At 56.5% G+C, this 19826-nt stretch carries 14 protein-coding genes; 4 read left to right on the top strand and 10 right to left on the bottom strand.

All coding sequences use genetic code 11. From position 1 onward, the window contains the following. Positions 1-66 precede the first annotated feature (66 nt). Positions 67-846 (bottom strand): nitrilase-related carbon-nitrogen hydrolase, encoded by a 780-nt coding sequence (locus tag B2310_RS11955; RefSeq protein WP_290731936.1) that lies wholly within the window; start codon positions 844-846, stop codon positions 67-69. 59 nt (positions 847-905) lie between these two features. Between B2310_RS11955 and B2310_RS11950 the strand changes: the two genes are divergently transcribed. Both B2310_RS11950 and B2310_RS11945 read left to right on the top strand, forming a co-directional pair. Beyond that, on the top strand, positions 906-3257 hold the full coding sequence (locus B2310_RS11950; RefSeq protein ID WP_290731933.1) for a hypothetical protein: 2352 nt from the start codon (positions 906-908) through the stop codon (positions 3255-3257). Next, entirely contained in the window at positions 3254-3979 is a 726-nt protein-coding gene (locus B2310_RS11945) for a M15 family metallopeptidase (RefSeq protein ID WP_290731930.1), read from the top strand. Before B2310_RS11950 ends, B2310_RS11945 begins: the two co-directional genes overlap by 4 nt. Before the next feature lie 5 nt (positions 3980-3984). Here the strand turns inward: B2310_RS11945 and B2310_RS11940 are convergent, their stop codons facing one another. The 3 genes from B2310_RS11940 to B2310_RS11930 form a co-directional block, all read right to left on the bottom strand. Beyond that, complete coding sequence (locus B2310_RS11940; protein WP_290731927.1) at positions 3985-4170, bottom strand: hypothetical protein; 186 nt, start codon at positions 4168-4170, stop codon at positions 3985-3987. A gap of 127 nt (positions 4171-4297) precedes the next feature. After that, complete coding sequence (locus B2310_RS11935) at positions 4298-5263, bottom strand: L-threonylcarbamoyladenylate synthase (RefSeq protein ID WP_290731924.1); 966 nt, start codon at positions 5261-5263, stop codon at positions 4298-4300. Between the two features lie 70 nt (positions 5264-5333). After that, complete coding sequence (locus B2310_RS11930; RefSeq protein WP_290731921.1) at positions 5334-8228, bottom strand: DUF349 domain-containing protein; 2895 nt, start codon at positions 8226-8228, stop codon at positions 5334-5336. A gap of 146 nt (positions 8229-8374) precedes the next feature. Between B2310_RS11930 and priA the strand changes: the two genes are divergently transcribed. Beyond that, positions 8375-10441, top strand: coding sequence for a replication restart helicase PriA (gene priA, locus B2310_RS11925; RefSeq protein WP_290731918.1), 2067 nt, complete (start codon positions 8375-8377; stop codon positions 10439-10441). 53 nt (positions 10442-10494) lie between these two features. Here the strand turns inward: priA and B2310_RS11920 are convergent, their stop codons facing one another. Together B2310_RS11920 and ffh are read right to left on the bottom strand one after the other, a co-directional pair. After that, entirely contained in the window at positions 10495-11994 is a 1500-nt protein-coding gene (locus B2310_RS11920) for a glutamine synthetase family protein (protein WP_290731915.1), read from the bottom strand. Between the two features lie 186 nt (positions 11995-12180). After that, entirely contained in the window at positions 12181-13539 is a 1359-nt protein-coding gene (gene ffh / locus B2310_RS11915; protein WP_072809714.1) for a signal recognition particle protein, read from the bottom strand. 259 nt (positions 13540-13798) lie between these two features. Between ffh and B2310_RS11910 the strand changes: the two genes are divergently transcribed. Continuing rightward, positions 13799-15226, top strand: a complete 1428-nt coding sequence (locus B2310_RS11910) for an MATE family efflux transporter (protein ID WP_290723372.1) — start codon at positions 13799-13801, stop codon at positions 15224-15226. Positions 15227-15230: 4 nt separating this feature from the next. On the opposite strand, the gene fliB is transcribed toward B2310_RS11910, so the two are convergent. Genes fliB through B2310_RS11890 form a run of 4 tightly spaced genes read right to left on the bottom strand, consistent with a single transcriptional unit; the run spans position 15231 to position 19758 of the window. Continuing rightward, positions 15231-16223, bottom strand: coding sequence for a flagellin lysine-N-methylase (gene fliB / locus B2310_RS11905; RefSeq protein ID WP_290731910.1), 993 nt, complete (start codon positions 16221-16223; stop codon positions 15231-15233). 36 nt (positions 16224-16259) lie between these two features. Continuing rightward, the gene (locus B2310_RS11900; RefSeq protein ID WP_290731907.1) at positions 16260-17015 is read right to left on the bottom strand and encodes a fibrobacter succinogenes major paralogous domain-containing protein; all 756 of its coding nucleotides are present in this window, start codon (positions 17013-17015) and stop codon (positions 16260-16262) included. A gap of 44 nt (positions 17016-17059) precedes the next feature. Then, positions 17060-17827 carry a prohibitin family protein gene (locus tag B2310_RS11895; RefSeq protein ID WP_173365326.1) on the bottom strand — a complete coding sequence of 256 codons (768 nt, stop codon included), beginning with the start codon at positions 17825-17827 and terminating at the stop codon, positions 17060-17062. A gap of 38 nt (positions 17828-17865) precedes the next feature. Further along, positions 17866-19758, bottom strand: a complete 1893-nt coding sequence (locus B2310_RS11890) for a glycoside hydrolase family 44 protein (RefSeq protein ID WP_290731904.1) — start codon at positions 19756-19758, stop codon at positions 17866-17868. Positions 19759-19826 lie beyond the last annotated feature (68 nt).

Below are 19826 nucleotides of genomic sequence, written 5' to 3'. Positions count from 1 at the left end.
TTACGAAACTGGTGCTCCAAAGTGTATTATTCCAGCCTAAAATCGCGCTGTGATTTATGTCACGCGTCAGATGCTTTTCAGGACGGGAAAACTCTCGCGGTAGCGGAGGAGCGGTTCGATTTCGATGCGTGCGGACACGATACATTCCGTATTGGAATCGGCCTTCGCGACAATGTTTCCGAACGGGTCGATAATGCGTGAATGCCCATTGTATTTGCTATCGGCGGTGACGCAGTTGACGGCGACGACATAGGCCTGGTTCTCGATGGCGCGCGCCTGCAATAGCGTATCCCAGTGCAGGATTCTTTCGGCAGGCCAGGCGGCCTGCACGGTCAGGAGGTTCGCTCCCGCCTTGACCGCATCGCGGTAGAGCTCCGGGAATCGTAGGTCGAAACAGATGGTCGGCGCTATGTTCCATTCCTGTATTTTAAACAAACTAATGTCCTGCCCGGCGGTGAATTTTTCCTGCTCCATGAAGAAGGGCTTCCGCTTGTCGTAGCTTGCGTATTCGTGCGGGTTTCCGGACAGGTAGACGCTTGCGTGGTTCGCGAGCGAAGGGCCTTTGCGCGATATCCCTGCGCCCATGACGGCGCACCCTGTCTGGCTTGCGAGTTTGTTCAAAAAACTTGCCGTTTCTCCGCTTGATTCGTCGGAAAAGTCTTCGGCGGCCCTCTCGGGGTGCAAGGGAAGGTAGCCTGTGGCGAACATTTCGGGCAGCACGATGAGCCCGGGAACGGAATCCTCGGTTCGTTTGCGGATTTCGCGGGTGAGCGTTTCGACCTTTTCGAAATTCCTGGCCTTGTCGTTCGGCGCGATTTCCATCTGCACTAGAAAAATATCGAGCATACGCAGAGAAATATAAAATTTGGTGGACTGCGGCGGCATAAAATTCTAATTTAGTATCCATGAGATTTCGATCCCTGCTCCTTATAGCCCTGTTCCTGGCGGCGAACCTGTTTGCGGCGACCCCTACGCCTGTCGTGGGCGTGGTCCTCGAAATGGGTTCGGACCTGCCGCTTGACGGAGTTCAGATTACCTACCGCTCCGGCAAAAAACTCGGCAAGACATCCTCGAATGGACGTTTCGAATTTACCGTGGATTCGAAGAACGCGTCGCTTGTTTTCCAGAAGGAAGGCTACGACAGCGTGTATGTGGACCTGCAGGATTTTGCGGACCTGCTCGACATGGTCGTGACGCTCTCGACCGACCTCCGCGACCTCGGTTCGAGTACGATTGTGGGTGGCGGCGAACCGGAGAAGTGGGAACCGCAACGCAAGGTGTCGGTCGATAAGCTCGAAGATGCGGCGGGCATGCGCTTTGACTTGACGGAACACCTGGGGCAGATGCCGGGAATTTCCGGGCAGAAGGATTTCAGCAGCGCGCTCTACTACGACGGCTCCCGCGCGGGCGACGTGGCCTACCACCTGGGGCGGCTCCGCATCCCGAACATGCGCCACCTCGATGTCGGGTTCCCCGGCAACCTTTCGGTGGTGAACCCGCACATACTGAGCGGCATCGAGATTCATGACCACTACGGCAGCGGTCCGATCGGCCAGGGTCTTGCAACTTCGGTGCAGTATATTCCCGAGCAGACGAAGGGCGAGTGGGGACTCAAGGGGGCTGCGGGCCTCACGGTGCAGGAAATCCAGTTCGATTCCCCGTTCCTTTTCTGGGACAGCTTCCGTTTCGCGTTCCGCAGGCTCGATGGCGAGATGCTCAAGAACCTGGGCGAAAAGTTCTTCACCGAATTCAGGAAGCGCGATGGCGACTGCGTGGATGATTGTCGCGTGAAATCCTCCGACCCCTTCGATCTTTCGGCGATGGATTTCTATGCACAACTTAACGGCTCCGATTCAATGGGCAACACCTGGGCGCTCCGGGCCCTGTACAGTACCGACGAATACTCCATCAGCCAGGACACGACTACTGCGTACGATCAGGTGAACGAAGTCGACATCATCAAGGGGAACCAGGATTACCTGGTCATCGGAGCGGAATACAATTCCAAGTTCGGGACAAGCCTGCATGCGGGATTCGTGCGCGAAAACGTGGGCGACACCCTGCAGGATACGACCGGATTCCGCAACTCCGTCTCGTCGAGGGAGATGGCTGCCTTTATCGACGCCTACGAGATGACGCATACGGTCATTAGCGCCGGTGCGGACAAGGAATTCAAGGCGAAACTGCTCGGTTCCAAGGTGAGCGGTGCCCTGCTCTATGAGCAGCATTTTGTCGACCGCAGTTACCTGGACTTTGGAGGCAAGCAGGAAGACGACTATACGACGGGTGTGCTTTCGGGCGTGAGCCGCTTTGACTGGAAGTCGGATTATTCGCAGACAATCTTTTCGCTCGGTGCGGTGGCCGACGCTATTGACCACAATGCGCGCCCGACGGTCTCGCTCGATTTCGAGAAGAACCTGAGCGAAAAGGATTCCACGTATTGGCGCCTGTTCAGCAGCGCGGCCTACCGCAGTGACTGGAAATACCTCTACGATGACGGAAACCTGACGGGAAGGCTTGAAACGGGCGCTTCGGCGAAGGTGGGACTTGGCTACAATTCCAAGTACCTGATTGCGCAGGCGAGCGGCTTTGGCCGCTACTACTTCGACCCGGTGCTGCCCCTGCCCAAGGCCTATGCGCAGTACAGGGACATTACTCCCGTGGAATTCGCCTGGGTGCTCGGTGCGAATGCGAAGGTGGATTGGAAGACTTCGCACCATTTCTCGATGTCAACGAACGTGAGTTCCGTCTATGGCGAATACGAACTCGAAGGTCCCGGTTCGCTCCCGTGGGAAGCGAATTCGAGATTCGATATCGTTTCGCATTTCCGCTACTACCCGCGCAAGGATTCGCTGTTCTCGATTATCCTCACGCACCATGCGGCGTTGCACCGTCCGCTCTATTTTTACGATATCAAGCCCTCGGATCAGGAAAACCAGATACTCGGGACGCGCAGGCTCCGTGACCTGGAGGAATTTACCGATTTCTTTCGTACGGATGTGCGCGTGAATCTCGATATTGTCCGCGACAAGGGTTGGTTCCGCAAATCCAGATTCTACCTGGAACTGGATAATTTGTTCGGGAACCTCGACGTGGATGCGCTCAAGTTCCTGGGTTCCGAGAACGCCCGCGAACGTTCCTGGGTCACGAAGGACGGCGACAAGAATTCGGAAAATGGCTACAGGCTCGAACCGTTCATGGCGAAGGGTATGGGACTGTACTTCCAGTTCGGTGTGGAAGTGCTGCTTGGAATATGATGAAGGCCCTGCTTTTTTGTCTGTCGCTCCTTGCCGCGTCGGCGATGGCGCATGAGACGGATGCCAGGTTCGAACCGCCGAAGCCGAAGGAACCGAAGCGCTTTTGTGCGGAGGTCCATAAGTGGATCGATTACGCATCGTCTAACAAGGACCTCGTGGAAATAACCAATGAACCCCTGCTTGTCATGGACTTGCGCTACGGAACTTTCAACAACGTAACGGGGCATGATTTGTATTGCGGCGAGCAGAGGGCCTTTGTCCACAGGGATGCCTACGCAAAACTCAAGAAGACCTTCGCCATCATGGAAAAGGAGATGCCCGGTTCGAAGCTCGTGATTTTCGATGCGGCGCGCCCCATTTATGCGCAGGCGGCACTCAAGAAGACTGTGCAGGGGACTCCGTACACCAACTTCGTCTCGTCGGCGGTGAGGGGCGGCCTGCACAACTACGGCCTCGCGCTGGACCTAAGCATTACCGATAGCTCGGGTGCGTTGCTCGACATGGGGACGGATTTCGATTCGTTCGAGCGCTGTGCGGGTGCGGTAGGCGAGGCGGATGCGCTCAAGAGCGGGCGTCTGACGCAGGAACAGGTTGACAACAGGAACAAGTTGCGCCGTATCATGAAGGCCGCCGGCTGGGTGATGCTGAAACACGAATGGTGGCACTTCAACGCCTACACGAGCACTTATACGCGAGAACACTACAGGCTGTTCCCGATGTAAGGCGGCTATTTCGTTGCTTTAGCGTCAAGCCTTGCTTGAACCTCGGCAATCTGTTCTGCGGGAAACCCCATGTCTTTCAGGATGCCAATAGCATCTGCATGACCTTTGGATTCGCCATGAGCTTCACCTTTAGCCTCAGCAGCAATGATCTTTCCGGCGGCCCAGCATTCGTAATCTTCCTTCGTCGTCATGCCATGCTCCTGTGCTTTCAAATAATATAACTAAACCATCTCCGTAAACGCAAGCCCCTGCCGTTGCGGACTCGCCTACCTATAAAAACGATCAAAACGCGAAAATGTTTCGTTTTGGCCGTTTTTTTTACGGCAATGTCTTGATGCTGGCGCGCTTGAGGCGATCGTTCAGCGCCATGCCGACTCCGGTATTCGGGATCGGGTCCACGAGAATCAAGTCGTAATCGGGCGTATCCAGGTCGTGCATGTAGGCGTATAGCCTTGCGGTCGCCTCGGTCATATCACCCGTTGCAGACAAGTTCACTGTGGCGGGGATTGCTCCGGCCTGGTTACCGAACGCGATGCGTGCGGTATGCTCCGGCAGTTTGTAACCTGCGGGCACTTCTCCGAAATAGAGAGGCACCTGCGGGCGGTAATGCGTATCGCACTGGCCCGGCGCCTGCATGGCCTGCCCGGGCTTGCTTGTGGATTCCTTGACGGCGACTTCGCCGAGCACCGACTTGAACATCTCGGGCGTAATCGCCCCCGGGCGGAGCACTGTTGGCACATCCCCGGCAAGCGAGATGATGGCACTTTCGACCCCTACGGAGCACGGCCCGCCATCGACGATTCCCGCGATGCGGTCTGCAAGCTGTGCGGCCACGTGCTCTGCGGTTGTTGGGCTCACGTGCTTGAACAGGTTTGCGCTCGGGGCCGCAAGCGGGAGTCCCGATTCCTTGATAATCGCCTGCGCTACGGGATGGCTCGGGAACCTTACCGCCACCGAAGGGAGCCCGCTTGTGCACAGGTCGGGAATGCAGTCCTTTTTGGGGAGGATGATGGTCATCGGCCCGGGCCAGAAGGCTTCTGCCAGTCGGTATGCGCTTTCGGGAATGTCGCGGGCGACGTTCTCCAGTTCCGCGATGTCGGCAATATGCACGATAAGCGGGTCGAACGTGGGCCGTTCCTTCGCGGCGAAAATCTTCGCGAGCGCTTCGGGATTGTATGCGTTCCCCGCAAGCCCATAGACGGTCTCTGTCGGGATGGCGACCACTTCGCCTTCCTTGAGGAGCCTGGCGGCTTCTGAAACGCTTGTCCAAGGGGGGAACTTCATTATGGCACAAAAATAAAAAAAGGATGGCAAGTTTGCCATCCCTAAATCCTGTTTCGTTGCTTACCGCGCTTTATGCCGGATTGCTCGGTGCTGCGGGTTCGTCCTTGCGGCCAAACGCGAATACCTTGTCGCAGGCCCCGTTGAAGCGTTTCCAGACCTTGTCGCTCTGCTCGCGCGGCACTGCTCCCACGTCCTTCCACAGGCGGCGCAGGTGCTTGACCTTGTTCATGGCCTCGCCGACGGTCGCGTCGCTCAGGCCTTCGAGGAGGGCTTCTGCCTGTTCGCAGAGCAGCACTTTCTTCTGGAGGTTGTTCTGACGTGCCTGCTCCTGGATGTCGAGCTGGTCGCGGCGGCGGGTGAAGAAGTCGTCGCAGGCTTCGCGGAACGCCTTGTAGAGTTCCGTATCCTCGATGCCGCAGGAACCGATGGTGCGCCAGTCCTTCTGGAGGTCGCGCACGGCGTCGGCCAGCTGGTTGCTGCCAGCGCTTTCGGCAAACTGCTTCACCTTCTCGATCATCTCCTGCTTCTGAGCCTTGATCTTGGCGAGCTGCTTGCTGAGGGCCTCGTCGGTAGCTGCCTGGGCCGAGATGAACTGGTTCATCTTGGTGTTGAAACGTTCGTTCACGCTCTCGATGGATTCCTTCGGAATCATGCCGATGGATTTCCATTCCTCGTCGATGGCCTTGACCTGTTCTACGACTTCGGGCGTAATGTTGCTTACGTCGATGGTGTCGAGCTTGTCGCAAAGGGCCGTTTTCTTGGTGAGGTTTTCCTGCTTGGATGCGTCGAGCGTCTCGAAGTGGGCGCGCTTCTTTTCGAAGAAGGAGTCGCATGCCTTGCGGAAGCGTGTCCAGACTTCTTCGGACTTGCTCTTGGGCACGGGCCCTGTCGCCTTCCACATGTCCTGCAGTTGCTTTAACTTATTCGAAGTTGCGTTCCAGTCGGAAGATTCCTGCAGCGCTTCGGCCTGTTCGCAAAGCTTGAGCTTCTTTTCGAGGTTCGCTTCGCGGTTCTGGTCTTCCTGCTTGAGGCTTTCCTTGTACTGGGCGAAGAATGCTCCGGTCGATGCCTTGAAGCGCTCCATGAGGGCGTTCAGGTTTTCCTTGGGTACCATGCCGATGTTCTTCCAGGATTCCTGGATCTCCTGCATGGCCTTGTACTTGTCTTTCCAGAACATCTCGGTGTTTGCGACAAGTTCGTCTACCTTCTGGCAGAGGGCTTCCTTGTCGGCGAGGTTCTTGACGCGTTCGGCCATGCGCTCTTCGATGAAGGGGGCGCAGTTCTGCTTAATCTGTTCGAACAGGGCTTGGAACTTGTCGCGGAATTCGGTAAACTTCGCGGCGGAGACGGGGCCGATATTCTTCCACTTGTTGCTGTATTCGCGCAACTTGTCGAGGACATCTTGGCTGCCGGGCTCCTTCGCGAGCATTTCCATCTCTTCGAGGACGGCTGCACGGTCTTTCTCGTTGTGCCAGGATTCCCACTGGCGCATTTCCTGGAAGCGTTCGGTGGCGGACTTGTATTCGAGCCACAGGTCGTGGTACTTGAACTTCTGCTCGCCGACAATCGTCTTCCATTCCTGGAAGGCTTCGCGGAGCTTCTGGCTGATGACCTTGAAGTCATCGTTCTCGTCGAACGACTTGACGCGGTCTATGAGGGCGCGGAGCTTGGCGGAATTTTCTTCGAATGTCTTTTGTGCGGAATCCTCGAATGCGGAAATCTTTTCCTTGAGCTTGTTGCGCAGCGAATTGTAGGTCTGCAGGATTGGGTCTTCGCCTTCGAGCAGCGGGAGCTTCTCCCAGTCGCGGACGATTCCGTGGAGGTGCTTGGAAGTGGTTTCGTTTGCGTCGGTGTCGGCGAGGGCGCGGAGCATGTCGAGCAGCTGGGTGCGTGTCTGGGTCTCGTCCGTCGCCGCTGCAGGGTTTTCGCCTTCGGCAGGCTGATCCTGCTTCTTGAGTTCCTGGCTGCGAACGAGCGCGAGGTTGAAACGCTTCACGCTTGCGGCATCCATGATGGATTTCTGTGCGTTCCATTCGTCGATGATTTCGGCGATGCGGTCTGCCTTTTCGGCGGCGTTCTCGCTATCGAGGATGCTTTCGACTTCTTCGAGCGTCTGGGTGAGGTGCGTGCGCTTTTCGGCCTTTTCGGCTTCGGCATTTTCGGCGGCGATGCGTGCTGCGTCGGCCTCGTTCACGAACTTGATGAAGCTTGCGTAGATTTCGTCGAGGGTCGCCTGGTCCGGACCCATGCCCAAGGTCCTAGCTTCTTGCATCAGGGCGTCGAACTGCGGCTTGACGGCGAGCGGATCCTTCTGGGCGGCGAAATGGTGGGCCTGCTGGACGAGCGCGTTCCTCTTGCCGGCAAGGAGAGCCGCAGCCTTGCGGCCGCCGTCTTCGGTTTCCCTCTTGACGCGGAGCTTCTCGGCGGCAATTTTACGGACGGAGGAATGCTTGGAATTCTTGGAGATGTCGGTGAGCGAAGCTTCAGACTCGATGCGTTCGACGGCAGCCTTCGCGATGTCTTCCTTGGCGTCCCTGTTTGCGGCGAGGACGAGCACGTTCACCTTGCCCGTCTTCTTGATGAGTTCGAGGCGGAGCTCGGAACTGGGCAGGGACTTGGCGAGTTCGTCGGCGTAGCGCGTGTCTTTCAGTTCGTCGATGAAACGGAGGACATCTTCGTTTGCGGGTTCGCGGAAAACCTTGAGCTTCTTGGCGACCTCTTCGAAGTAGCGGGTTTCGGCCAGGCGGCGGATGCCGGCCTCGCTGTCCTTCTTCGAAATTGCAGCGAGTGACGGGATAATCGTCAACTTCTTTACGGCTGCGGTCCTTACGCTACTATCATCATCGGAAAGGGCGATTCGTTCCAGGGTGCTCTGTTCGCGCGGATCCATCTCGGTGACGGCCTCCATGCGCTTTTCGGGGTTGGAATTCTGCCATTTCGGTTTAAATGCGTCCAATAAGCTCATAAAAATCTCCAATAGGTGGACGAACCGGTTAAGGTTCGTATATCATAATCTAAATAAAAAGATAAGAGAACGTTTAAGAAAATGGCGAATTTTTGGCAATAAAGGGGGCTGAAATAGGGCTGTCTTTACCTATCTTTGGGGGTAAAATGGCAAAACGCATACCCAAAACGGAAGCGCCCGAGCAAATTCGGGTCAAATGCGCCCCGGAAACCCTGGAGCGGTTCTGCGAGGTCTATATCCCGCAGGCGCCCTCCGTCTATACCTACGGGGTGCCCTCCGGGCTGTTCGCTGGCCCTGAAATCCGGCGGGGGAGCGTGGTCTGGGTGCAGTTTGCCACACGCAAGGCGCCATCGCTTGCGGTTGTCGCGAAGGTGCATGCGGAAAGGCCCGCGTTCAACGTGCGGTGCGCCTACCCGCATGCGTCGGGCTACGTTTTTAGCGAACGGTACATGGAATCGCTCGAGTGGGTGGCACGTTATTATATATGCACACCGATGAAGGCGCTGGATGTCTTTTGGCCTGCCGATTTCGGGAAGTATCTCGATGCGCTTGCGGCGCGGGAGGCGGAACGTTCTGGCGAGGAAGGTGCGACTGCCCAGATGCCCGCGCGCCCCGACGTGCCTCCGCTTACCGACGAACAGCAGGTGGCGCTCGACTCGCTCGTGTCCGACCTTTCGGGTACGGGCTTCCGGGGCTCGCTCTTGCATGGCGTGACCGGTTCCGGCAAGACGCGCGTGTACCAGGAACTTGCCTACGAGGCGTTGTGCCGTGGCAAGAAGGTCTTGATTCTCGTTCCCGAAATCGGGCTCACCCCGCAGACGGCGGGCCGGTTCGATGACTTTTTGCAGGTGCCCGTGCACGTGCTGCACTCGGCGCTCTCCGCCCCGAAGCGGCGCGAATCCTTCGTCTCGATTCTGGAAGGGAGCGCGCGTGTGGTTCTCGGGACCCGGAGCGCGATACTTGCTCCGTTCGATTTCGATGTCGTGATTCTCGACGAGGAACACGATTCCTCGTTCAAGCAGCAGGACCCCGCCCCGCGCTACCATACCCGCGAACTCGCGTTCCACCTGGCCTACAAGTACGGGGCGCTCGTGGTACTCGGGAGTGCGACCCCCTGCATCGAGACCTTCCATAACGCAAGTACAGATAAATTAAAATACCTCAAGTTGCAGAAGCGCGCGACGTCGGCGAGCCTGCCCGAGGTGAGCATCGTCGATATGGGGAAGGTCCGCCAGCAGAAGGGAATCCTCATGTCGCCCGATTTGCGCGACGCCCTCGTGAAGTGCGTTGCGGATGGCGACCAGGCGATTGTGCTCATGAACCGTCGCGGGTATTCCAAGGTCCGCATTTGCGGGGAATGCGGCGAGACGCTCTACTGCAAAAACTGCCATGTGCCGCTCGTTTACCACAGGCAGTACAATTCCCTGCTGTGCCACTACTGCGGGCTGCTTTACCCGGTGAACACGCCGTGCCGTGCCTGCGGGGCCGAAACATACGAGTTCGTGGGCGGTGCCATCGAAAAGCTCGAGGAAGAAATCCTGGAGTGGGTGCCGGATGCAAAGATTGTGCGCATGGACCGCGATACCACGCAGAACGTGGGCTCGGTCGAGAAGATTCTGGAATCGTTCCGGAAGGGCGAATACAACATCCTGCTCGGCACGCAGATGGTCGCGAAGGGCCACGATTTTCCGGGCGTGAAGCTCGTGGGCGTCGTGGGTGCCGACAGCGGTTTCGGGATGCCCGATTTCCGCAGTACGGAGAGGCTGTTCCAGTTGCTGAGCCAGACGGCGGGGCGAGCGGGCCGTGCCGGGGGTACGGGCCGCGTGCTAATCCAGACGCAGAACCCGAACGAGCCGGTGATGAACTTCGCGCTCCACCACGATTTTGCGGGCTTTGCCGAGATGGAAACCCGCGACCGCAAGGATGCATTCTATCCGCCGTTCTGCAAAATGGTGGAGGTCTCCTTCGGGAGCCGTGACGAGGGCGCCCTGCGCGATGCTGTCGCCCGCGTGGAAGCGCTTTGCCGCGCCGAAAAGAGCCTGATGGTCATGGGCCCGGTGGATGCGTTTATCCCCGTGGTGCAGAACGTTCGCTGGGTAAAACTGTACCTGAAGTCGAACGACCTCTCGGCGGTGCGCCGAATCCTTTCGCCTGTCGTGAACGCGCCGAAACCCGTGTTCCCTGGCGTGGATATCAAGGTGGAAATCGAATAAAGAAAGGGTCCCGGTAAAAACCGGAACCCTGTTTTGAAATTGCGCGCGATGTATTAGCCGCAGTAGAAGTACGTCTTCACGAGCTTCTGCATGGCGGTCTTGGACTTCGTGACCTGGGCGCGGAGCGTCTTGTCCTTGAAGGCCTTGAGCTGGGCCATGATGCCGTCGATCATGGCGGGGCTGAACACGCCGAATTCCTCGTACACCTTCCTCTGCTTGGCAAGGCAGTCGGCAGATGCCCAGCAGCTGTCCGGCAGAGTGTCGAGCTTGCTCAACAGCTTCGCGTTTTCCTTCTTGTGGATGTTCACGTTCACGTAGGTCTGTTCGGCCACCTTCAGGCCGTCCTTGAGGGAGAGGCCGTAGCGGCAGGCGACGCAGAGGCCGGCCATGAGCAGGTACACGTTGGCGGATGCATCCGGGGAACGCATTTCCACGGTCTGCTTCTGGTGCGTGTCGTAGCTCGTGCCCTTCTCGTTCGGGTTCGCGATTTTGCAGAGGTCGGTCTTCGATGCCCAGCCGAGCGGTACGCGCACGAGCACGGAACGGTTGCGGTCGCCCCAGCACACGTTGGTCGGGGCTTCCTGGTGGGGCACCAGGCGCAGGTAAGATGTCGGGTTCTGGTTGCCGAACGCGGTGATGGACGGGGCGAGTTTCATCATGCCGGCGATGGCGCGGCGGGCGGTTTCGCTGATGACGCCGTTCTTGAGCATCTGGTTGTTGCCGTCCTTCATGATGCGCATGTGGATGTGAAGGCCCGAACCCGCCTTGCCAACGGTAATCTTCGGGGCAAACGTCACGTCGAGGCCGAGCTGTGCGCCGAGGTTACGGATAATCCACTTGGCGATGGTGAGCTGGTTGGCGGCATCTTCGGCGGCGCAGGGGAGGAACTCGATTTCGTTCTGCTCGTAGAGCTTGCCGTCTTGCGTGAAATTGCCCACTTCGCTGTGGCCGTACTTGATCTGGCCGCCCGCCTGTGCAATGTAGAGCATGCACTGCTGGCGGAACTCGTTGAACTTCGCGAACGGTGCGGATTCGTGGTAGCCCTTCTGGTCCACTGCCGGGAATTCGCCCATGTCGTCGGCAATCACGTAGTATTCCAGTTCGCCCATGGCCTGGAATTCCATGCCGGTCTCCTTCTTGAAGGCTTCGCATGCCTTGTGGAGCGTGTATTCCGGGGAAGATTCCAGCGGCTGTCCGTCCTTGTTGAAGAAGGAGCAGAGCAGGCAGAGGGTCGGGAGTTCCGCAAACGGGTCCATGAATGCGGAGGAGAATTTCGGCACCACGTAGAGGTCGGAAGAAGAGGCCTCGATGTAGCTGAACAGCGAGGAGCCGTCCACGCGTTCGCCGCAGCTGAGGATTTCGTCCAGGTAGTCGGCATCGTTGATGACGAAGTTGAGGGTCTTGAGACGGCCGTCTCCGCCTGCATACATGAAGTTCAGGTGGCGGATGCCGTTGTCGAAGATGTACTTCTTGATATCTTCCTTGGTGAATTTGTCACGGGGTTTCTTGAGGGCCGTGACGAGCGCGTTAGCGGAATAGGAGGTAGATGCCATTTATTTTCCTTTTTTTGTTGTTTTTTCGTTTTTTGAAAATATTGCTGTCTACAATCTACCATTTTTCTTACAAAAAAGAAAACACTATACGAAAAATTTTTTCATATAGTGTAAAATTAGGTCATTTTGTAATTATTTACGCTAAAACGCCGAAATTGCCTACGAGGGAGAACCCCTCCCTAGTCGTTATTTTCTCTTCTTTTTGACCTTAGGCGGCGTATAGTTAGACCCAATCTGGCCGCCGTTGTTCTGCTTGCGGGCCATGTCGCCCACCTTCTTGAACATTTCCTTCATGTCGTCGTATTGCTTGAGCACGGCGTTCACGCGCGAAATCTCGGTGCCCGAACCCTTCGCGATGCGGTTCTTGCGGCTTCCGTCCAGAATCTGCGGCTTCTTCCTTTCCTTCGGGGTCATGGAGCTGAGGATGGCTTCCACATAAACTAACTGCTTCTCGTCAATCTGGTCGAGCGGTAGTTTGTTCAAACCCGGGATGAGCCCGAGGATATCCTTGATGCGGCCGAGCTTCTTGATGGTGCGGAGCTGGTTCAGGAAGTCGTTCAGGTCGAACGTGTTGTTGAGAATCTTCTTCTTGAGGTCCTTCGCATCCTTTTCGTCAATGACCTGCTGTGCCTTTTCCACGAGGCTCACTACGTCGCCCATGCCGAGAATGCGGCTCGCCATGCGGTCGGGGTGGAACAACTCGATATCGGGGAGCTTTTCGCCCACGCCGATAAAGCATATGGGCACGCCCGTCATCTTCTTGATGCTGAGGGCCGCACCGCCGCGGGTGTCGCCGTCCATCTTCGAGAGGCACACGCCCGTAAACGATAGACGCTGCCAGAAGGTTTCGGCGACGTTCACCGCTTCCTGGCCGATCATCGCGTCGGCCACGAATAGGATTTCGTCGGGGTGGACGGCTTCCTTCGCCTTCTCGAGTTCCTGCATCAGCTCTTCGTCAATCTGCAGGCGGCCTGCGGTATCGTAAATCACGAGGTCGAAGCCGTTGTCCTTTGCGTACTGGTAGCCGTGCTTGATGATTTCCACCGGGTCGCCCTGGCCTTCTTCGTAGACCGGGATGCCGATAGACTTGCCGAGCACCTGCAATTGCTTGATGGCTGCCGGGCGGTACACGTCAGCTGCCACGAGGAGCGGTTTCCTCTTCTTCTTGCTGCGCATCCAGAGGGCAATCTTGCCTGCGAAGGTCGTCTTGCCGGAACCCTGGAGGCCCGCCATCATGATGCCCACCGGAGCGGGGCCGGAGAGGTTGATTTCCTTGGTTTCGCCACCCATGACGGCAACGAGCTCGTCGTGGATGATTTTCACAATCTGCTGACCGGGGGTCACGGAGTTGAGCACCTCGCTCCCGAGGGCCTTTTCCTTGACGGCCTTCACGAAGTCGCGGGTCACGTTGAAGTTCACGTCGGCTTCGAGGAAGGCGCGGCGCACTTCGCGCAGCGATTCGGCAACGTTTTCTTCGGTGAGCTTGCCCTGCCCGCGCAGGTTCTTGAGGGTAGATTCTAGAGAGTCGGTCAATTGTGAAAACATAGTAGGCCAAATGTAGCAAAAACGAATTTTCCGTTGGATGGACCGGATGTCCGTGGTGCCTGTTTTTGCCGAAAAATCCCATAAATGTTGCTGTAAGCAATTCGTAATAAGTTATTTTGCGAAAAAACGGGGTTAGTCATTGAAAACAAACTTTATTTGTTATATTTGACGCATCCCCCAAAACCGTTTTTTTATACACCTCAAAAAAACGGAGGGCAGGGCTGCAAGGCCCTGTCTTTTTTTATATTTACGCGCGTTTATGGTCGATGCGATACTGAACAAGTTCTATAGGCCGCCGAAGTTCAAGAAAAACGGTGATGTGAAGGATGTGCTTGTTGTGGCGCTTCCGATGCTCCTGTCGATGTCGTTCGATACCTTCATGACGTTTATCGACAGGTTGTTTCTCTCAAAGCTCGGACCTGCCGAAATGAACGCAGCGCTTGGTGCGGGCGCGGTGCAGCTTGCGCTTACGACCTTTTTTACCGGAGCCATTAGTTACACGACTGCGATGGTGGCGCAACGCCTGGGCGCAAAACGTCAGGGGGACTGTGCGAAGGTCTTTATGCAGGCGCTCTATGTTTCGATAGTCGCGGTGCCGCTTTTGTATTTGACCATCCCCATTGGGCACTGGGTGTTTGGACTCGAACATCTGTCGGCCGACCAGCTGGAATATCAGAAAACGTACTTCAACATCTTGATGTTTGGCGGCGCCATAACGCTTGTGCGAAATGTGGCCCCTTGCTTTTTTAGTGGCATTGGCGAAACCAAGATTGTAATGCAGGCAGCCTTTGTCGGGATGATCGTGAATGTGGCCTGCAATTTTTTGCTGATATTCGGTTGCGGGCCTATTCCGGCACTGGGCGTTGCAGGGGCCGCTTACGGAACGCTGATTGGCAATCTGGTATCGACTGTTATTTTGTTTGCAAAATTCTGGGGCAGGTCGTGCAATGCCCGCTTTAGCACGCGCCGCTCGTTTGCGTTTAGCGGGGCGCTTACCCGCGAACTTCTGCAGAAGGGGATTCCCTCGGGTGTCGAGATGTTCCTGAACATGTCGGCGTTCCAGATGCTTATTCTCATGTTCCATGCTCTCGGATCGGAATCGGCGACGGCATCCTCGGTCATGTTCAACTGGGACATGGTGGCTTACGTTCCGCTGATGGGGCTCGAAGTCGCATCGACAAGCCTCGTGGGGCGCTACGTGGGAGCGAGGGACGGCGCCGCAGCATCGCGCTCAACTTATTCCGGGTTGAAACTCGGCTGGGGGTATTCCCTCGTCATGGGAATTTTCTTCGTATTCTTGCCGGGAGTGCTGACCGATATATTCAGGCCCGACATGGCGGAGGCATCGTCCGGGGCGATTGCGATTTTCGATGCCGCTCGCCCCATGAGCATCTTCATGCTGCGCATAGCGACCTTCTATATCTTCGTGGAGGTGCTGCTTGTTATCTATGCGGGAGCGCTTCGCGGTGCAGGCGATACGCTGTGGGTGATGTTTGCTAGCGCCATCATGAACTGGTGCGTGGCGGGGGCGCTGTATGTTGCCGCCTACGTCTATCACCTGCCGGCCCATTACGCCTGGATTGCTGTTGTTGCAGTCTACAGTACGGCGCCGATTATTTTCTGGCGTCGTTGGAAGAGCGGCAAGTGGCGCAAGTGCGTGATGGAAAAAGACCGCCCTGCTTCTTAGTCCTTTATCCGTCAAGCGAAATCTCGACGATCTCCATGATTTCTTCGGCGTATTCCAGTTGCTTGGAAAGAATCTTGATTGCGCCAATCTTGATGGACTGCGCGTCGGCTGCCGCATTGCCCGCGAGTTCGCGCGTAAAGAACCGTGCTAGGTTCCAGAAGAATAGGGCGAACATGAGCTTGCCCTGCTCGCGTCCTTCGAAGAGACACTTGGAGTAATGGCGGTAGACGAGGTAGGCGAGTAGTCTCGCGCTTTCTGTTTCCGAGAAGAATCCCTGGTCTTCGAGAATCGTGGAATCCTTATCCAGGCGTCCTGCTTCTTGTGCGGCGTAGACCTTCGCCTTGATGCGTGCAAGAGCCGCGTCCCAGTCGGCGCCGTAGCTTTCCAGTTGCGCTAGGAATTCTACCATGGCGCTTGCGCTTTCGAAAGGTGCGAGCGGTTTGTCGCCTGTGTAGCCGAATGCTTGGTGGAGCCTTTCCTTGAAAGGGATGGATGTGTCGGCGAGCGCCTTGAAAATCTGTTCGCGGGCGAACATCACCTCGTCGCGGACTTCTCTGTCATCTTCGTCCATCTCGTCTTCGGGTTCATCGCATTCCTCGCTCGTGAAGGCGAGCGGGCCTTTGCCTTCGAGCAACAGCCGTGCCGCTTCTTCGCAGCATAAACCCAGTCCACGCTCCATGATGTCGCCGTAGACTTCCACGAACCTCGGATGCTCGCGGCAGATTTCGCAGAGGGCGCCTGCGCCCAGGTGCGTGTAGATCTCGCAGAGGTTTTGCTTGTCCAAGAACGGGCAGCGGTCGTGGGGTAAAAGCTTGAAATGCCCGTCTTCGATGTTTTGGCGCAGCTTGTCGCCAAAAGCCCCTGCCACCTTGTGGTATGCCTTCTGCGATGCATCGTCGATGTCGATTTCCCAGCCCACGCAACATGTGTCGGTGCACCGCGAGGCGATGCACCTGAAGCTGTCGTAAAAGTCGGGCTTTCTTAAAATCAGCGACAAATCCCTGCGTCCAGAGTGCGCCAGAAGCTTATCTCGTTAGGCGTTCTTCACGCAGCGTATGGAAAGGGCGTCGGATCTGTAAACCCCTTCGATGTCGATGGAGTTTTCGGTGATGCTCATGCGGTAGGCGTTGGCCGTGCCGTATTCGTCCTTGCTCCAGAAGCGGGCGCGCCTGCCGAAATGGCGGAAGCTTCCGTCGTTGAAACGGTAACCGGCGGGCAGCGCGAAGAACCCGAGAGAATCCTTGCCGGGTTTCTGCCATACGCATGCGCTGCGGAGCTCGGAACCGGTCGACTTGGGGTCTATATTGGCCATGAGCTCTTCCCATTCCTTGTTGCTCGGAATGTGCCAGCCTTCCGGGGCGATGCCCTGGAAGTTCGCGTCTTTCATCTTCTCGTACATGGCCAGGTCCTTTGCGGGGGACTGGTCTGCAAATTCCGCCGGGATGTCCAGGGCGGATGTCCAGGTGTAGAGCCTTCCGAATTTTTTGATGTTGGATTCCTCGTTGCCGGGAGCGAAGCTTGCGTTCGTCTTGAAACGCAGGTTCTCGGCCATCCAGACCTGGTTGCCGATTTTCACGGTGCGGTAGGTCTCGCCGTCGCGGGCGTCGGTAAAGGAGCCGTACTTGAATGCCTTGGCGTTCTTGGCCAGGCAGTCTTCGAAGGAAATCTTGTTTTTCGCTTCGGGGGATTCTTGTTTGGCCGCCTTGGATACGTGGACGCCGATACGGTATGCGGCGATTGCCACGATGATGATGCCGAGGACGACGAATGCGATGAAAGATGCGTGCATATGGAATCCTTTGTTTGGATGTTTTTTTTAATATAACATATTTTTTACTGCATATTAATCATCGGAATGACTTTATCGTTCCCATTTACCTGCGGAAGCTTGCCATCCCACTTCTCGATCCACTTGAGCATCAGGTATTCCTTGCCATTTTGCTTCTTGAGGGCTTCCATCTGGAGCGCGATGACCGCTGAATCTGCTTTTGCTTTCGCGACGCGCTGCTCGTTCTGGTAGTCCATCTTGATCTTGATGTTCTTTTCCTTGAGCGCTTCCTGCTCCTGCACCTGCTTGGCCTCGATGGCCTCGTTGAAGGCGCGGCTGAACTGGAATTCGGTGATGGTGAAACCGTCGATGACGATATGTGCGCCCGCGGAATCGAGCTTGGCCTTGAGTGCCGATTCCATGCGGCTGCGAATTTCTTCGCGCTTCTGGAGCATCTCTTCGGGAACGTACTGCGGGGTGATGCCCGTGATGGTTTCCTTGATCTTGGGCTGTAGAACCGTGGAAACGTAGCGGGTGCCGTACTTGGAGTAAATCTTGTCGACGTTCAGCGGGTCAACGTGGTAGTTTACGTTCGTGCCCACGTAGACGGTCTGCAGGTCCTTCGAACCGGATTCAATCTTGACGGCTTCGAGTTGCGTGCTGACGGGGATGCGGACAATTTCTTTGGTGAGAATGTTGTAGAAGTTGAGGCCGGGTTCGAACGTCTCGCTGTACTTGCCGAACTGGAGAACAACGCCGCGTTCCGTTTCGTCAATCTGTGCACAGCCGAGAAGCGCGAGGGTGGCGGCCATGGTGAGTATGAGTTTTTTCATGTCAGAATCCTTTGCTGTAATCCTGACAGAAATATAATTTATTTCACATCGATTTTCTGAATTTGCATGCCGCCTGCGCTCTTGACACGCACGACGAAAACGCCCTTGCCGAGAGTTTCGCCGGCGAGGTGTATGCTGCCGCGGGCGGGGTGCTCCACTTGCAATACGTTTTGGCCGCGGCTGTTGAATACGCTTATGCTGTGCACGTGGCCTGCGTCGTTGTCGATGAACCAGCTCCCGTTTCTGCGGTGCAGCAGGTTGCCGGTGGGCCTCTTGTCCGCAGAAACCACGCCCTGCTTCGGATTTGCCGTAGTGAGCAGCACTGCGGTGATAGACTTTGCCGGGAGCTTGAGCGAAACCTTGTTGCCGGCGGCAGTGGCTGTCCCTGCCTGTAGCGCATTTTCTGTATGAGAAACAAATGTTTCGCCCTTGAGGCCCTGCAGGGTGAGCGTTTTGACCGTTCCATCGGAGGCGAAGTTCGCGAGGCTGAGGTTCACGTCCTGGGCGTCCTTCTCTGCGCGGTTCACGAAGATGACCGTGAGCGAATCGCCCTTGTTACTGATGGAACTGTAGGCCGACACCAGCGAGTCGTTGCTGGAGGTAGACTGTACATGGTTCGGATGGCCGTAGCGGCTGAACAGGTGCACCGTTTCGTACATGCCGTCGCCCCATGTCCACGGGGTGAAAATCTCGACACCGTTGTCCTGCATGGTTCCGAGGAAAGACGCATAGATGAGCGCTGTCACCATAGGATCAGAATCGTTCAGGTCGGTTTCGGTAATGCCGAGCGTAATGCCGTGATCCTTGCCGAAGTACTTTTCGAGCCAATTGTTGATGCGCACGAAGATGTATTCCTTTTGGTTGTCGTTGTCCCAGCCTCCGTTCACCATCTTGATCCCGTTTGCTCCGGGATAGTTATAGGTGGTGTCGAATAGAACTCGATGCCAGTTCACGCGCGATTCGTAATCTTTTTCACTCGGATACCAGTGAATGTCGAAAACATCGAGAAGACGTGTGCCAGAGGACTTTTGCGCCTCGGCAACTTTCATGATGAAGTATTCTAGCCAGCAGTAATCGCGATCGGGGCCTTTGGGTCTATCCTGGTTGTTGTACGAGGACACGGAGCACCAGAACCATTCGTTTGCGACCACCGGGCCGGTGAGCTTGATGTCGCCCCAGGCGGCGCGGGCCTTCTTGGCGACATCGATGTAGCGTTCAACGAGAAAGTCTCCCGTGACAGGCAAATCCAGGTCGGAATGCGTGCCGCGCCAGATTTCCATTTCGTTGTCCATGCTCCAGTACTTGAAACGGCTCATGTCGAACTTAAGTTCGTCTTTCCAGTGTGGGATAATCGCGACGGTCGAGTCGGCTGGCCATTCCATGTTGTAGAGCGAGGCGTCGCCCGCCTTGATGAGCGTCTGGCCGTCTTCCGATACTTCGCCGCCGCCCGCGAGGTCGAATGTCTGCGACGGATAAGAGCCGTGTTCCTGATACCAGTTCCAGTCGGGGAAATTGTATTCGGTGCTGCTTGCTGCATAGCCCGTGAGCTGGAAGGCGTACATCGCGTCGACTCCCGGCATGTTGTCGAGAACCTTTTGCGCGGTAATCGCCCAATCGTGTGAGTAGACGTTGTTGAACCAGTCCGGGTGAACCGTCATTTTGTGGCGCCAGTTGTAGCGCGTGGCGTTGTTGCCGTTGTTCGCGCGTAAAAAGTGAATGCCCGCATCGAGCATCTGGTTGATGAATGCGGATTCGTCTGCGGTGACTTCGGTGTTGCCGTCGCTGATTTTGTCGATGTTTCGCCCGTAAAGGTACGGCGAAATCTTCTTGAGGCCCGCATCTGCATCGACGGTAACATCGATGGCGAGTGCGGGAGTGACTGCGAGCAGCGAACCGAGTGCCGCACCCGCGAAAAACCTTGAATTACCCATATACAACACCTCTAGCCGCGTTTCGATTGCGGCTTTTCTGTAAATATATACTCAAAAAACGGGAAAAA

This window comes from Fibrobacter sp. UBA3629, assembly GCF_002374005.1.
Classification (GTDB): domain Bacteria; phylum Fibrobacterota; class Fibrobacteria; order Fibrobacterales; family Fibrobacteraceae; genus Fibrobacter.
This window is presented reverse-complemented; position numbering and strand designations above follow the sequence as displayed.